A 16,560-nucleotide genomic window follows, 5' to 3' on the forward strand; every position below is an offset into this window, starting at 1 on the left:
CTCTTCCGATCTTGGAAATCTTGATAATACTGCAAATGTAACAAGTCCAGTACCAGACCCTAATCCCAATAACAATACAGATAGTGTGACAACTCCTATAGATACAATAGCTGATGTAAGTATAGTAAAAACAGGAGTACCAGATCCAGCAACTGCGGGAGCAGAGCTAATATATATTCTAACAGTAGCAAATGCAGGTCCATCAGATGCGTTAAATGTTGTAGTTAATGATAATATGCCACTTGATAGTGCTGAATATAGTTTAGATAATGGCTTAACTTGGTTTGTATGGATAGGAAATATGAATATAGGAACACTTGTTGTGGGTGGAGTAGAAACTATCTTAATTAGAGGAATAGTAGCACCTGATACATTAGGGACTATTGAAAATACTGCAACAGTTTCAAGCACAACATTTGATCCAGACTTAACAAATAATACTGATACAGTAGTAATACCGGTTAATCCTTTAGCAGATATTAGTATAGTAAAAACAGCAGCACCAGACCCAGTAATAGCAGGAGAACAATTAGTCTATACACTTCTTGTAAATAATAATGGACCATCAGATGCCTTAGATGTAATAGTTAATGATGCTTTACCTCTTCTGAATCAAGAGTATAGTTTAGATAATGGAGTAACTTGGCTTTTGTCATGGACAGGAAGTATAAATCTTGGAACTATTTTAAATGGGGATTCAGCAACTGTTTTATTAAGAGGGCTTGTGCCAGAAGATAAGGTTGGAACTATAGATAACACAGCTACAGTTTCGAGTATAACTCCAGATCCAGATCCAACTAATAATACAGATATAGTAACAATACAAGTAGATGCTTTAGTTGATGTAAGTATAGTAAAAACTGATAGTCCAGACCCAATAATAGCAGGAGAACAGCTTAACTATACTTTAGTTGTAAATAATAGTGGACCATCAACGGCTCTTAATGTAAATGTTAATGATACAGTACCACTTGATAATCCAGAATATAGTTTAGATGGTGGATTAATCTGGTTACCTTGGACTGGACGTGTAAGTATTGGAACTTTAGCAGTAGGCAATACAGTAACTATTTTATTAAGAGGAGATGTGCAAACAGATACAGTTGGTAGTATAGATAATACAGCGGTAGTTATAACTACTTCGCTAGATTCGAATCCTAATAATAATACAGATACAGTAACAACACAGGTAGATACTTTAGCAGATGTAAGTGTAGTAAAAACAGCAACCTTAGATCCGGTAATAGCAGGAGAACAGCTTAACTATACTTTAGTTGTTGCAAATGCAGGACCATCTGATGCTTTAAGTGTTGAACTTGTAGATGCAGTACCACTAGATAATTCAGAGCATAGTTTAGATGGTGGAATAACATGGATTGTATGGCTAGGTAATATAAATCTTAGAACTTTAATTGCAGGAGATACAATAATTGTATTGATGAGGGGTATAGTACCAGAAGATATAGTCGGAACTATTGAAAATACAGCGACAGTATCAAGTATTACACCAGATTCAGATTTAAGTAATAATACAGATACTGTTATAACACAAGTTGATACTCTTGCAGATGTAAGTATAGTTAAGACAGCAAGTCCAGAACCAGTCGTTGCAGGAGAAGAACTAATTTATACTTTATTAGTTAGTAACAGTGGTCCATCAGATGCATTAGATGTAACAATAGATGATATAGTACCACTTAATGATGTTGAGTATAGCTTAGATAATGAAGCTATTTGGCTTATATGGATTGGAAGTGTGAATATAGGAACACTTGAATCTGGAGGTTCACAAATTATTTTATTAAGAGGTACAGTACCAGTAGATATAGTTGTAAGTATTGATAATATAGCGACAGTATCAAGTATAACCCCTGATCCAGATCCAACAAATAATATAGATATAGTGACAACACAAGTAGATACTTTAGCTGATTTAGGTATTGTTAAAACAGTTGATACGCTACCAGTAGTTGCAGGCGAAGAGTTAATTTATAGACTAGTTGTAAGTAATGACGGTCCATCAGATGCATTAAATGTTAATTTAGATGATATAGTTCCGCTTAATGGTGTGGAGTATAGCTTAGACAATGGAACAACTTGGCTTGCATGGGGTGGGAATGTAGTTCTTGGAACAATTGAAAATGGTGATTCAGTGACGGTGTTAGTAAGAGGAGTTGTTGCACCAGATGCGCTTGGAGATTTGATCAATACAGGGATGGTAACAAGCACAACCCCTGATCCAGATATTTCAAATAATACAGATACTGTTATAAATCTAATTGAAACATCAGCTGATATAAGCGTTATTAAAACAGCAAATTCAGACCTAGTAATTGCAGGAGAAGAGCTTATCTATAGTTTATTAGTAAATAATAGTGGACCATCAGATGCTCTAAGTGTTGAACTTGATGATATAGTGCCACTTGATAATACTGAATATAGCCTTGACAATGGTGTAACATGGCTTGCATGGACTGGCAATATAAATCTTGGAACAATAATTACAGGGGGTTCAATTATAGTATTAATTAGAGGAATAGTTCCATCAGAGACGGCAGCTGACTTAGTTAATACAGCGGTAGTAACAAGTATAACACCAGATCCAGATACAAGTAATAATACTGATAGGATAACAACAATAGTAGATGAACTTGCTGATGTTAGTATTATAAAAACAATAGATCAAAACCCAGTTATTGCAGGAACACAAGCTATATATACTTTAGTGGCTACAAATGACGGACCATCAGATGCTGTTGATGTAATTATCACTGATGCGGTACCGTTAGATAACCCAGAGTATAGCTTGAATAATGGAGTATCATGGATTGCTTGGATAGGAAGCTTGAATGTTGGAACAATAGTTTTTGGTGATTCTGTAAATGTATTAATTAGAGGCGATGTACCAGCAGATGCAACAGGAACTTTAACAAATACAGCGATAGTTGCAAGTATAACACCAGATCTAAACCTAGGTAATAACACTGATACAATTATAACACTGATAGATGAACTTGCAGATTTAGTAATTACTAAAACAACTTTACCATTTAATAGAACTATAGGTGATGAGGTTTTATATGATTTAGTTATAACTAATAATGGTCCATCAAATGCATTAAATGTAAGTCTTCAAGATGATGTGCCTGTGGAGTTATTAAATCAAGAGTTCTCAGTAGATAATGGAATTACTTGGGGTTTATGGACTACACCATATATTATAGGAACACTTTTAGCAGGTGATTCAGTAACTATTCTAATTAGGGGAACTGTTGCGGATGATACACTTGGAATTGTTAGTAATACAGGAGTTGTTTCAAGTACAACTGAAGATCCAGATTTAAGCAACAATACTTCAACAGCAGATATAGATGTTCTATATGCAGATTTAGTAAGTCTAGGTAACTTTGTTAAAGAACTTGATAAGGAGTATGCAGATGTAGGAAAGGAAATCACGTATACAATAACAGCAACAAATACAGGGAATGTAGATGCTAATAATGTTGTTATAACTGATCCAATTCCAGCTGATACAAGTTATGTAGCGAATAGTTTAACAGTTGATGGTATTCCAAATTTATCAAACCCTGAAACAGGAATTGCTCTTGCAAGTCCAATTGCATCTGGCGAAACAGTTTTAATAGAATTTAGAGTTTTAATAGAAAGAATACCAGTACCAAATCCAATTCTTAATACAGCATTTGTAGACTACACTTATACAGTAGACCCTCAAAATCCTGATTCAGAAAGTGTTAGTGGAGAAACAAATGAAGTATTCACAAAAGTTAACAATGCTGATTTAATTGGAGAGAATGGAGAAAACTTTGTTAAAGCGGTAGATAAAGAATATGCAGATATAGGAGAGGAAATCACTTATATAATAAATGTTACTAATACAGGAAATGTAGATGCTAATAATGTAATAATAAAAGATCCGATTCCAAGTGGAACAAGTTATGTATTTGCTAGTTTACTTGTAGATGGTGTGCCAAATGCATCTAATCCAGAAGTAGGTATAAGTCTTGCAAGTCCAATAACTCCAAGTCAAACTGTAGTTCTAGAATTTAAAGTGTTTGTAGAGGAATTACCTGATCCGAATCCAATACCAAACACAGCATTTGTAGATTACACTTATACAGTAGACCCAGCAAATCCTAATGGTGTAGCAGATAGTGGAGAAACAAATGAGGTATTCACACAAGTTAATACAGCTGACTTAATAGGTGACAATAATGAGGATTTTATCAAGGTGGTAGATAAAGAGTTTGCGGATATAGGAGAAGAAATCACTTATACAGTAAGTGTAGCAAATACAGGAAATGTTAGTGCAAATAATGTAGTTGTAGTTGATATCATTCCGAATGGAACAAGTTATGTAATAGGAAGTTTACTTGTTAATGGAGTTGCAAATCCATCTAATCCAGAACTTGGAATAAATCTTAGTCCTATAGGTCCAAGCCAAACTACAGTTTTACAATTTAGAATTTTAATAGAAGAAATACCGGTACCAAACCCAATTCCGAATACAGCGGCTGTAAGTTACACTTATACAGTAAATCCAGCTGTGCCTAATGGAGTTAGTGATGGTGGTATTACAAATGAAGTATTAACATTAGTCAATAATGCTACTATAGAATCAGAAAAATTTGTAGATAAAGAGTTTGCAGATGTAGAAGAAGAAATCACTTATACAATTGATGTAACAAATACAGGAAATGTACCTGCAAATAATGTAATCTTAACAGATCCAATACCAAATGGAACAAGTTATGTAGCTGGAAGTTTAACCGTAAATGGTGCAATAAACCCATCAAATCCAGAGACAGGAATAAGTATTCCAAACCTAATACAGTCAGGTGTAACTACAGTAGTTATCTTTAGAGTTTTAATAGAAGAAATACTAGTGCCAAATCCAATTCTGAATAGTGCGACAGGAGTATTCACTTATGCAGTAGACCCAGCTGAGCCGAATGCACAAAGTGGTGATTTTGAAACAAATGAAGTATTAACACAAGTTAATAATGCAGACCTAATAGGTGATAATAATGAGAATTTTGTTAAGTCGGTTGATAAGGAATATGCGGATATAGGAGAAGAAATCACTTATACGGTAAGTATAACAAATACAGGAAATGTTCCAGCGAATAACGTAGTTATAACAGATCCAATACCAAATGAAACAAGTTATGTAGCGGGTAGTTTAACTATTGGTGGAGTAGCAAATCCATCAAATCCAGAGACAGGAATAATTTTAGCAAATCCAATACAACCAAATAATACAGTTATAATTGTGTTTAAAGTTCTTATAGAAGAAATACCAGTACCAAATCCAATACCAAATAAAGCATTTGTAGAATACACTTATACAGTAGATCCAGCAGTGCCTAATGGTGTATCAAATAATGGAGAAACAAATGAAGTATTAACACAAGTTAATAATGCTGACTTAATTGGAGAAAATGGTGAGGATTTTGTTAAGGCAGTAGACAAGGAGTATGCAGATACAGAGGAAGTAATCACTTATACAATAAGTGTAACTAATACAGGTAATGTAGATGCTAACAATGTAGTTATAACAGATCCAATACCAAATGATACAACCTATATCAATGGAAGTTTAAGAATAAATGGAGTAGCAAATCCATCAAATCCTGAGTCTGGTATATTGCTTTTAAGTCCAATAAAACCTGAAGAAACAATAATTATAGTTTTCAAGGTTCAAATAGAAGGCATACCAGTTCCGAATCCAATACCCAATAAGACATTTGCTGAGTACACTTATACAGTAGATCCAGCAACACCGAATGGATCATCAGATAATGGAGAAACAAATGAAGTATTAACACAGGTGAATAGTGCAGAGCTAGTTATAGCTAAAATATCTGATGAACTATACAAAGATTTAGGTGATACAGTTTTATATACAATTGAAATATTTAATAATGGTAATGTTTCAGCTAATAATATATTCTTTACAGATGTACTACCAAGTGAACTTGAATTTGTTGTAGATTCAGTATTTATTGATGGGGTTAATTTTATAGGATATGACCCAGAAGTTGGATTTACAGTTTCAAGTCTTGCAGCACTTGAAACAAGAGTTGTAAAATTTGAAGCTATTGTTATAGAAGCACCAGCAAGTTTAAGTGTAGAAAATATAGCAGTTGTTGATTATACTCATGTAGTAAATCCAAATTTACCAGAAGTTCCAGATACTAAGATGTCAAATGCAGAAACTATTATAATTTCACATGGTGAAATTTCAGAAGAAGGACTTGTAAAAGCTGCGAATAAAGAGGTTGTAGTAGAGGGAGATATTATAAATTATACTGTTGATACTACGAATTCTGGAAATGTACCAGTTGATAATGTAGTTCTAAGAGATGCACTTCCATTAGGAGTTGATTTCATAGAAGGTAGTGTAAGGATTGATGGAGTATTAGTGCCAGAAGAAGATCCAAACGTAGGAATAAATCTTGGCTCAACAGATGCTAGTCAGACTATATGGGTTTCATTTAATGTAAGAGTTCAAGAAAATCCACCAACAGAGCTTATAAATATAGCAACTGTTGATTATGAATATACAGTAGACCCAGATGAAGCACCAGTAGAAAAGGTACAAGAATCTAATGAAGTTATCATTGATGTAATAATTCCAGAAGTAATATTAGAAAAATCAGCAGACATTGCAATTGCAACGGTAGGAGATATAATAACTTATACTCTAGTTGTTACAAATACAGGTGAAGTTGATGTTTTTGATGTTATTATCAAAGATTTACTAGAAGTAGATATAAATTTTGTAGAAGGCAGTGTTAAGGTTGATGGTATTCCATTAGTAGCGGAAAGTATTTTAACAGGTGTTAATATTGGAACTTTAGTTATAGGACAAGCAAAAATAATAACTTTTGAAGCAGAAGTAATCAGTAAAATTGATGACTTTATCGATAATATTTCAACAGGAGTATATAAATTTATAGTTGAGCCTAATGGACCAGCAAGAATTAATATCTTTGAAAGTAATTTAAATACAATACTACTTGAAGAGTATGAATTAATAATAGAAAAAACTGCTAATAAGGCTATTGCAACTTTAAATGAAGTAATCACTTATTCAGTTAAACTTACTAATACAGGTGAGGTTGAGTTTGTAAATATAGTATTAAAAGATGAAATTCCAAAGAATTTAGAATTTGTAGAAAATAGTTTTACTATAAATGGGGCAATTGTAAATGATGTTTCATTAGAGGCGGGTGTGAATATTGGAGTATTAAATCCAGGTGAAATTGCATTTATAACTTATGATGCAAAAGTTATAAGTGGTTCATTAAAGGGATATAGTATTAACAATGCTTATGCAGAGTTTGATTATAAGTTAAGCAATGATGTAACAGGTAGTGATGAAACAGAAGTAGTTAAGGCAATAGTTGAAATACCAATCAAAAGTTTTAAACAAATGAATATTAATACAGATGTATGTATTCCAATGTTAAAACCAGATGTTGAAGAACTTGATGATATAATGATAGATATAGAAATAAATGATAGTTATGTTGTAGATGTTATAGAAGAGGTCTCAAATGAAGGGCAAATTTTAACTGGTAAAAAACTAATTGTCCATGGATATATGAGCATTTCTGTTAAGTATACGGCGTTAGTAGAAGATCAATCAGTGCATTCAGTAGAGTGGGTAATTCCATTTAGTAGTTTTGTAATGTTGCCCAATATTTATGACGATGAAAAACTTGAAGTTTCAGCAATAGTTGAAGATATTCAAGGTGATTTATTGTGTAGGAAAAAGGTAGCAATTGGAGTTATATTAATGATTGATATACTCATATGTTAGTTTAAAGATAGAAAAAGGTTGTAACGAAATGTTGCAACCTTTTTTATATAATAAGTTAGAGAAATATATTTTAATATCTGAAAAATGAATATAATTCTAATTTTTACATATTATAGTATTTATTATATAATATGTAAAAAGGAGGATGGTTATTTATGAGTATATTTGAAAGAATAAAAAGTTTTAGAGATGTGATGATAAAAGAAAATATAGATTATTATGTAATTCCAAGTGAGGATGCACATCAGGGGGAATATGTTCCAAGTTATTATAAAGGAAGAGCATTTATGTCTGGGTTTACAGGTTCAGCAGGAACTTTACTTATTGGAAGAAGTATTGCTATTTTATGGACTGATGGAAGATATTTTATACAGGCAGAAAATCAATTAAAGGGGACAAAAATAGAGCTTTATAAAATGAGAATAGAGGGATATTCAACTTTAAGTGAGTGGATTGAAAAGAATATAGGTGATAAAGAAGTCCTTGCTTTTGATGGAAATGTTATAGCTATAAAAACTTATAAAAAAATGCAGGAGTATGCTAGCAAAAATAATTTTGAAATTAAAATAGATAAAGATTTATTGACTGATAGTTGGAGTGATAGACCAGAACTTCCAAAGGATAAGGCATTTATTCATGATGTAAAGTATTGTGGAAAGAGTGTAAATCAAAAAATAAAAGATGTTCTTGCTATTATGATAAGCGAGGATGGAGATTCTTATATAGTTTCTTCACTAGATGACGTGGCATGGTTATTTAATATAAGAGGAAATGATGTTGAAAATAATCCTTTTGTTTTAGCACATGGAGTTGTAACAAGAGGTAGTACTACTTTATATATTGATTTAAATAAGGTTGATGAGACTTTTATAAGATCACTAGCAAGTGAAGGAGTAAGTGTAAAAGATTATTATGATATAAATTCTGAACTTAAATTACTAGAGGGTAATATTTTAGTTGATGAGAGAAGAGTAAGTGCATTTTTATATGAAAAGTTATCTAAAAGTGCAAATGTTATTCATAAACTAGAAATTGTAGCAAGTTTAAAAGCTATAAAGAATAATATTGAGATAGAAAATTTAGAGCGATGCCAGATTAGAGATGGAGTGGCAATGCTTAGGTTTACAAAGTGGCTTAAGGGTAATATTGGGAAAATAGAAATAAGTGAAATATCAGCATCTGATAAGCTTGAAGAATTTAGAGCTATGGGAGATTTATATAAGGGAATAAGTTTTGATACAATAGCAGGTCATAAGGAACATGGGGCAATGATGCATTATTTTGCAACAAAAGAAAGTGAGTATATATTAGAAGAAAAAGGATTTTTACTTGTAGATTCAGGGGGCCAGTATTTAGATGGTACAACAGATATTACGAGAACATTTATATTAGGTAAGCTTACAGATGAGGAAAAGAAGGACTTTACTTTAGTTTTAAAGGGACATTTAGCACTTATGAATGCTAAGTTTTTAAAAGGTTCAACTGGTTCACATCTAGATATTTTAGCAAGACAACCTCTTTGGAGTAATGGAATTGATTATAAGTGTGGGACAGGACATGGAGTAGGGTTTTTCTTAAGTGTTCATGAGGGACCACAAGGAATTAATAGGGTTTCAACATTGCCATTAGAACTTGGAATGATTTTAACTAATGAGCCAGGGATTTATAAGGAAGGCAAACATGGTATTAGAACTGAAAATACTATGATAGTTGAGCCTTATATGATAAGTGAAGAGTTTGGCGAGTTTTATAAGTTTAGGACTATATCATATTGCCCAATAGACTTAGATGGGGTTGATTTAAGCATTATGAATAGTGAGGAGAGAGAGCATCTTAATGACTATCATAAACTTGTTAAGGAAAAGCTTGAAGTTTATATTAAAAATGAAGTAGTAGATGATAAAGATGAGTTGTTAGAGTTCTTAGCTTATGCAACTAAGTTAGTCTAGATATAAAAGTTTTGGTGAGTTTTAAGGTGTGGTTAGATATAAAGTAGAAAAGTAGAGTGGGATAGTATTGTAGTAAATAATATGTTTATTAAAATAAATATAAAAGTTAAGAGTAAACTTGATAAAGGGAGTGAATTCATAAGTGCCTTTATTAAAAGATAATATTTATGATATAGTATGATGGTAGCAACTAGAATGTTGCTACTATTTTTTACTAAGGAGGAAAATTAATAATGGATTTAGCAGAATTATTAGTTAAGTTTTTTGGACAACTTAGAAACCCAGATGGGTCGGTAAGAAAAGGTCCTAATTTAAAAGGTTTTATAAAACTTTTAGTTGCAATATACATAATATTTGCACTTGTACTTTTAGTTAATAGTCAACTTATATTTAATATAAGATTGAGCTTTTTAAACTTTTTAATCCCTATTGTTCTAGCATGTTTAATACATGGAATTATAGGAGTTAGAAAGAAATATATTATAGTAGCAGTTGTTATAATATTAATTTATATAATACTAAAAGTTGCATCTAGTCCGCTTATAATGTGGAAAGCGCAAAGAAATCTTATAGGACCAGTAAAAGAGGTGAAATTCTCTGACCAGATACAACCTATAGATTTAAAACAACTTCCAACTATAAACAAAGAGTTTGCAGCAAAGCTTGCAGATAAAAAACTTGGAAGTGTACAAGGTCTTGGAAGTCAGGTTAGTATTGGTAATTTAACATTGCAAAGTGTTAATGGACAACTTTATTATGTTGCACCACTTGAACCATCTTCATTTATAAAATGGTTCTTAAATGGGGGGACACCAGGGTATGTAATGGTTAGTGCAACGGATCAAAGTGATGTTAAACTTGTAACAGAACTTAATGGTAAAGCACTTAAATTAAAATATTTACAAGGTGCATATTGGTTTAAAAATATAGAAAGATATGCGTACTTTAAGGATATGATGGCAGGTCACACAGACTTCTCATTTGAACTTAATGATGCAGGAGAGCCTTACTGGGTTATCACAAGATATACAACAGGTGTAGGTATAGATGAGCAAAAAATTATTGGAACAGAAATAATAAATGCGCAAACTGGTGAAACAAAAATTTATAGTATTGCAGATACTCCAAAGTGGGTTGATAGAATACAACCAGAAAATACAATAATAAGACATTTAAATAAATGGGGAGAGCTTGTACATGGTATTTTCAACTTTAGCGGAAAAGACAAGCTTAAAACTACAAATGGAATGAATCTTATCTATAACAATAAAGAATCATATTATTATACAGGAATGACTTCTGTAGGTAATGATGAAGGGCTTGTAGGATTTACTCTTACAAATACAAGAACAGGACAAACTACTATGTATAAGACAGCTGGGGCAACTGAAAGTGCTGCTATGAAGTCAGCCGAAGGTAAAGTTCAACAGTTTAAATATACAGCTACATTCCCATATCTTATAAACATTCAAAATGAACCAACATACTTTATGACACTTTTAGATGCGGGTGGAATGGTTAAACAGTATGCTATGGTAAATGTTAAAAACTATGGAATTGTTGCAGTAGGAGATAGTCTTAAAGCAACGCTTAATTCATATCTTCAAGAAATAAATAGTACAGGTATGACTATTCAAGGTAGTGATAAAAACAGTTTAGAGATAACAGGAAAAGTTCAGAGAATAGGATTTGTAGTAACAGGGGGAGAAAGTACTTATGAAATAAAAGTAGATTCTTCAGATAAAATATTCTCAGTTCCAACTCAAACATCAAAAGATGCAGCATTAACAAATGTTGGTGATGAGGTTAGAATAGGTTACATTAATATAGGAGATAATAGATATATGCTAGTTAATGCTTTTACCAATCTAACATTAAATGGAATAACAAATAAGGTTGCTGATAAAAAAGAAATTACTGAAAAACCAGTAGAAATAAAAAAAGTAGCTTAGAAATATCTGAAAAAAGTAAAAGTATTATCAAATTAGTATATTTGATGATACTTTTTTTTTACAAATTGGTGCTTTTGTTACTAAAATGTAACTATTTATAGGACTTATATAATATACAATGAAATTGTAGAAAAAGTTTGAATAAATTAAAGATTTTATTAAAAAAAGATTATTTTTTTGGAAATAAAAGTCGAAAAATATTGATTTTACAAAATGAAAAATAAATCTAGACTAATTTATGTAATATTTTATTTTAAATAAATTAATTGCTAATAAGTTTGGTTTATTATAGATATTCAACATTTTAGGGAGCTGAATAATATGTTTAAGTTAAACACAAAAGAAGATAAGTTTTATGTAAACTTTCAAAAACAATCAGAGATAATCTTAGAGGCAACAAAGGAATTAGATATATTTGTTGATTCACTAGAGTCAAACAATGCTTATTCTCAGGTTATACAAGAGTTAGAACATAAAGCAGACCAAGTTGTTCATACAATAATAGAAGATCTTAATAATAGCTTTGTAACGCCAATAGACAGAGAAGACATTTATCATATCACAAAAAGAATGGATGATATAATAGATAATATAGAATCTGTAGTCCATAGATTTATAATGTTTAATATCGATAAAGCTAATGAAGAAACAAAAATATTCATTAATTTCTTAAAAAAATGTGTAGAAGAGATAGTTCAGTTAATGAAAGTTCTGCCAATGATGAGCAAGGAAACAGCAAGAAAGATAATTAGAGATAAAGTTATCTCTGTAAATAAAATAGAGAATGAAGCTGATATATTCTTTAGAGAAATAATTAGTAAAATGTTTAGAGCAGAAAATATAGATCCACTTGAAGTAGTTAAGTGGAAAGATATATATCAAAGATTTGAAAATACAATAGACTCTTGTGAGGATGTAGTTAACATAATAGAAGGGGTTGTGATGAAGCATGCATAGTACGCTAGCAATAATGATAGTAATTGTTGTGCTTGCGCTTTTATTTGATTTTATAAATGGTTTTCATGATACAGCAACAGTTGTTGCAACCTCAATTACAACAAGAGCATTGTCACCAGGAGTTGCAATAGGGCTTTGTGCAATATTTAATTTTATAGGTGCATTTACAAGTACAGCAGTTGCAAAAACTGTTGGAGATGGTATTGTAGATAGCAAGCATATGCCACTTTGGGTTATAGCAGCAGTCCTTGTAGCAGCAATTATATGGAATCTTATAACATGGTGGTTTGCAATTCCAAGTAGTTCAACTTCTGCTTTAATTGGAGCTTTAGTTGGTGGTGGAATAGCAATAACACAAAGCTTTGCAGCAATTGGATGGGGAATTCTATTTAATAAATTTATACTGTGGATATTCTTATCACCAGTGATAGGGTTTATAGTTGGATATATTTTAATAGTAGGTCTTAAAAAAATGCTAAGAAAACAAAAACCGCAGAAAATGAATAAATTATTTAAAAGATTCCAAATAGTATCAGGGATTTTAATTGCATTAGATCATGGTGCAAATGATTCACAAAAATCAATGGGTATTATAACAATGTCTCTTGTGAGTGGAGGTTTTTTATCAACATTTAATGTTCCGTTATGGGTTGTAGTATTATGTGCTATAGCAATGGGACTTGGAACATCAATTGGTGGTAAAAAAATTATCAAAACAATGGGGAATAAAGTTACAAAAATTGATCCTATGGGTGGATTTGTAGCACAACTTAGTTCATCAATAGTTCTATTTATAGCAACAAAATTACATGCACCTGTTAGTACAACTCAGGTAATGACAAGTTCATTAATGGGGATAGGTTCAGAGAAAAGTTTAAAAAGAGTTAACTGGGGAATGGCAAAGCAAATTGGAATGGCTTGGGTTATAACAATACCAGCAGCTGGATTACTTGCTTATGTGATAGTAGCAGTTATACATTTATTTATATAAAGCAAAAAGGACATCAATTTTGATGTTCTTTTATAATTTGGTTTAATTATTAAATTACTTTTATGTAAAGGTATAATAGTGGTAAATACATAAAAAATGTATATATGTGCAAAATATATAATAAAGAATAGTATTTAAAATTAAAAATTAGATAATAAAAGAAGTTAGATTCAATTGTAAATTATATGATACAATAACTAGGCTAAGAATAATATATTTATCATTAAAAAATTTATTTTGTAATAAGTTCCTTGATTAAAGGATTAATTTTAGAATTAATTGGGGAGGAGTAATTATGGAAAGAAAAATAGTTTTAAAGAAACATATAAATGGTATGTTTTTATCAAGAGAGTTGTATGATATAACTACTTTTGATGGAATGGCAGATACATACGAAAAAAATATGACTAGAGTTTGGGTAGAAGTTGCTATAGCTTTATCAAACGTAAAGAATACAGGTCTTGAAGGCACTGATTTAGAGATATTAGATGTATTTAAAAATACTAAATATACTGATATGAAGTTAATAATCAGTAATTTAGGAAAATTTAAAAAAATGAAATATAATATTATGAATCTGTTAGATTTATAAAAAACACCCAGAAATGGGTGTTTTTTTTATGCACATTTTAAATTTACTTAATATATATATAAATTTCATAAAAACTAGGTAATATTAACAAATTTAGCATTTAACTTTTAATTTAATAATATATAATTAGATTATAGTTTTTATTGGTAAAATATATAATTTATATATTTATTTTACATACCTTTTTTATGTTTTAGCAATAAAAGTTATACATTCAATTTTAGGGGGACAAAATATATGAAGAAATTTTTAATTTATGGATTAGCAACAGTTATGATAGCAGGACTTGGAGTAACATTTAATAGTTGGGAATACAAAGGTGATATAAAAGTAAGAGAATATGATGCACCTAAAGAAGATAAAAATGAAGAGTTCATAGAAGTTGAAAAAAAAGAGGGATTTGGTGTAGAACTTAAAGAAGGTCAAAAACTTGTAATTGATATGCAAAATGCAAAAATAAATTTAAAGCATCATGATAGAGAAGATATCTTAATTAATGATGTAGAAGGGACAACAGTTATAGCCAATAAAGAAAATGAAGTTAGCATAATTGAGAATTTGAATGCAAAAGAAGATAAAACTTTTGATTATGTAACAATATATATACCAAAGTTAGCAAAATTTGATTTGGAAATCAAAACAAATAATTCAGCTATATTTGGAGAAATAAACAAATTAGGAAATGTAGATATTGAAAGCACTAAGGGTACTGCTAATTTAGCAATAAATGAAGTTGAAAATATAAATGTAGAAACAGGTTTAGGAAATATAGATTTGAAGGTTAAAAATATATTAGGCAGTGTAACTGGAAATACAGGTATTGGAAGTGTTAATTTTGATATAGAAAACGAAGAAAATATAAATTTAAAAGGATATAAAGTTTATAGTGATAAGGTAATAAAAATAGATCAGAGAGATGAAAAATTAAAATCAGTAGATATAAAAGGGGATTTAGGTAAAGTAATATTCAATTAAATTTAAATAAATAATGAATTACTACATATACTAACTATACAAAATACAGAGTGTAAGGAGTTTTTCTTATGGTAAAAAAACTGATGATATTTGCTATAGTATTAGTACTTGGAATTTCATTTATAGGTGTGAAAAAAGCTAATATACAAAGACTTAAAAGAAGAGGGCTTACAGAAGTTTTTTATGAAATAAAGTATGATAGTAAAATAGAAGCTTTAAATAAGGCTTAAAATAAAAAAATATTAATTTTTTTGATATCATCCTTGAATATTTAAAAATAAAAATATATAATTAGATGTAGAAATTACATAACTAAAAGATTTTATTTTTAAAGGAGCCAAATAATGAGAGCAAAATATAGAAACCCTAAAGAATTAGCAATAGCTTTGAAGGATCAAATAGACTTATATCAAGAAAACTTAATGGAGTTTGATAAACTTAAGATGAGGATTGAAAAAATCGCAAAATCTAGTAATGATGTTTTTTATAAAAATAATCATATAGCTCCAAAAATTGTTGAGGTTTTAGGTGATGATAGATTAGCAATAGTTGATGAAATATTAGGATAATTAATAAAGGAGCAACCAAGTTTTTGGAAGCTCCTTATTTTTATGGTTTAGAGTTACTTTGAGAATAAAGAATAAAAAAGTGGAGTAGTAAAATCAATTAATGAATACAATGTTGTTAATTAGATAAATATTAATAATTACTATTGAAATTTTGAGATTATAATAACATAATAGATGTAAAGAATTAATGGAAAGATTTTTATAGGGAGATTAATAGATAATGAATACGGAACAATTTAAAATAGCAATAGAGGAATTTTTAGCATATGAAGTTATTAGGCGAGGCAAACTTTTAAGTGGTACGGATAGTAGTGCTGTTAGAATTATAATAGAAAAAATGTGTATGAACTGCTGTGGTGGAACATGGGATTTCGGGACATATTTCTTTATAGATGAATCAATAAGAGTTTATTTTAGATTTACAGATAAACAAAATAATATAAAAGAAGTAGCAAAATATATATTTTCAAAATCAGAGATAGAAGATTTTGTTTTTAAATATTTAGGTAATGAATTAAATATAATTAAAAGAGACGCAAGGAGTGAAGATATTATACCTGAAAAAAATATTGTAAAAACAAAGAAAAAGAAAGAAATAGAAATAGAACAAATGAGTTTATTCTAAATTAAATAAAACGATATAATAAAAAAAGCTAGAGAAATATTTCTCTAGCTTCAGATTGTAGACAAAAGGTACATTTCTAAAATATAGAAATGTACCTTTTTCAA

Annotated in this window: 10 protein-coding genes; all 10 read left to right on the forward strand. The window is 30.1% G+C overall.

Going from position 1 to position 16,560, the window contains the following annotated elements; translation table 11 throughout:
• The first annotated feature begins 85 nt into the window (after positions 1–85).
• The 10 genes from Q0V24_RS15335 to Q0V24_RS15380 all read left to right on the forward strand — a co-directional run bounded on the left by Q0V24_RS15335 (position 86) and on the right by Q0V24_RS15380 (position 16,456).
• Positions 86–7,846 (forward strand): SPOCS domain-containing protein, encoded by a 7,761-nt coding sequence (locus Q0V24_RS15335; protein WP_297522756.1) that lies wholly within the window; start codon positions 86–88, stop codon positions 7,844–7,846.
• Positions 7,847–8,001: 155 nt separating this feature from the next.
• Entirely contained in the window at positions 8,002–9,795 is a 1,794-nt protein-coding gene (locus Q0V24_RS15340; protein WP_297522757.1) for an aminopeptidase P family protein, read from the forward strand.
• Positions 9,796–10,028: 233 nt separating this feature from the next.
• A complete protein-coding gene (locus Q0V24_RS15345) occupies positions 10,029–11,747 on the forward strand; it encodes a cell shape-determining protein (protein ID WP_297522759.1) in 1,719 nt (572 codons plus the stop codon).
• A gap of 321 nt (positions 11,748–12,068) precedes the next feature.
• Positions 12,069–12,704, forward strand: a complete 636-nt coding sequence (locus tag Q0V24_RS15350; protein ID WP_297522760.1) for a DUF47 family protein — start codon at positions 12,069–12,071, stop codon at positions 12,702–12,704.
• Positions 12,697–13,695 carry an inorganic phosphate transporter gene (locus Q0V24_RS15355; RefSeq protein ID WP_297522762.1) on the forward strand — a complete coding sequence of 333 codons (999 nt, stop codon included), beginning with the start codon at positions 12,697–12,699 and terminating at the stop codon, positions 13,693–13,695. Before Q0V24_RS15350 ends, Q0V24_RS15355 begins: the two co-directional genes overlap by 8 nt.
• A gap of 295 nt (positions 13,696–13,990) precedes the next feature.
• Complete coding sequence (locus tag Q0V24_RS15360; RefSeq protein WP_297522764.1) at positions 13,991–14,287, forward strand: hypothetical protein; 297 nt, start codon at positions 13,991–13,993, stop codon at positions 14,285–14,287.
• Between the two features lie 237 nt (positions 14,288–14,524).
• Positions 14,525–15,262, forward strand: a complete 738-nt coding sequence (locus tag Q0V24_RS15365) for a DUF4097 family beta strand repeat-containing protein (protein ID WP_297522766.1) — start codon at positions 14,525–14,527, stop codon at positions 15,260–15,262.
• A 68-nt stretch (positions 15,263–15,330) separates the two neighbouring features.
• Positions 15,331–15,492, forward strand: a complete 162-nt coding sequence (locus Q0V24_RS15370) for a hypothetical protein (RefSeq protein WP_297522768.1) — start codon at positions 15,331–15,333, stop codon at positions 15,490–15,492.
• A 114-nt stretch (positions 15,493–15,606) separates the two neighbouring features.
• Positions 15,607–15,831, forward strand: coding sequence for a TIGR04540 family protein (locus Q0V24_RS15375; protein WP_297522770.1), 225 nt, complete (start codon positions 15,607–15,609; stop codon positions 15,829–15,831).
• A 220-nt stretch (positions 15,832–16,051) separates the two neighbouring features.
• Positions 16,052–16,456 carry a hypothetical protein gene (locus Q0V24_RS15380; RefSeq protein ID WP_297522772.1) on the forward strand — a complete coding sequence of 135 codons (405 nt, stop codon included), beginning with the start codon at positions 16,052–16,054 and terminating at the stop codon, positions 16,454–16,456.
• Positions 16,457–16,560: the final 104 nt, after the last annotated feature.

The sequence above is a fragment of the uncultured Clostridium sp. genome, from assembly GCF_947039605.1.
Lineage (GTDB): Bacteria > Bacillota > Clostridia > Clostridiales > Clostridiaceae > Sarcina.

Coding starts and splice junctions, on each gene's coding strand:
- Q0V24_RS15340 (WP_297522757.1), top strand. CDS start 8,002: ATGAGTATATTTGAAAGAATAAAAAGTTTTAGAGATGTGATGATAAAA.
- Q0V24_RS15345 (WP_297522759.1), top strand. CDS start 10,029: ATGGATTTAGCAGAATTATTAGTTAAGTTTTTTGGACAACTTAGAAAC.
- Q0V24_RS15350 (WP_297522760.1), top strand. CDS start 12,069: ATGTTTAAGTTAAACACAAAAGAAGATAAGTTTTATGTAAACTTTCAA.
- Q0V24_RS15355 (WP_297522762.1), top strand. CDS start 12,697: ATGCATAGTACGCTAGCAATAATGATAGTAATTGTTGTGCTTGCGCTT.
- Q0V24_RS15360 (WP_297522764.1), top strand. CDS start 13,991: ATGGAAAGAAAAATAGTTTTAAAGAAACATATAAATGGTATGTTTTTA.
- Q0V24_RS15365 (WP_297522766.1), top strand. CDS start 14,525: ATGAAGAAATTTTTAATTTATGGATTAGCAACAGTTATGATAGCAGGA.
- Q0V24_RS15370 (WP_297522768.1), top strand. CDS start 15,331: ATGGTAAAAAAACTGATGATATTTGCTATAGTATTAGTACTTGGAATT.
- Q0V24_RS15375 (WP_297522770.1), top strand. CDS start 15,607: ATGAGAGCAAAATATAGAAACCCTAAAGAATTAGCAATAGCTTTGAAG.
- Q0V24_RS15380 (WP_297522772.1), top strand. CDS start 16,052: ATGAATACGGAACAATTTAAAATAGCAATAGAGGAATTTTTAGCATAT.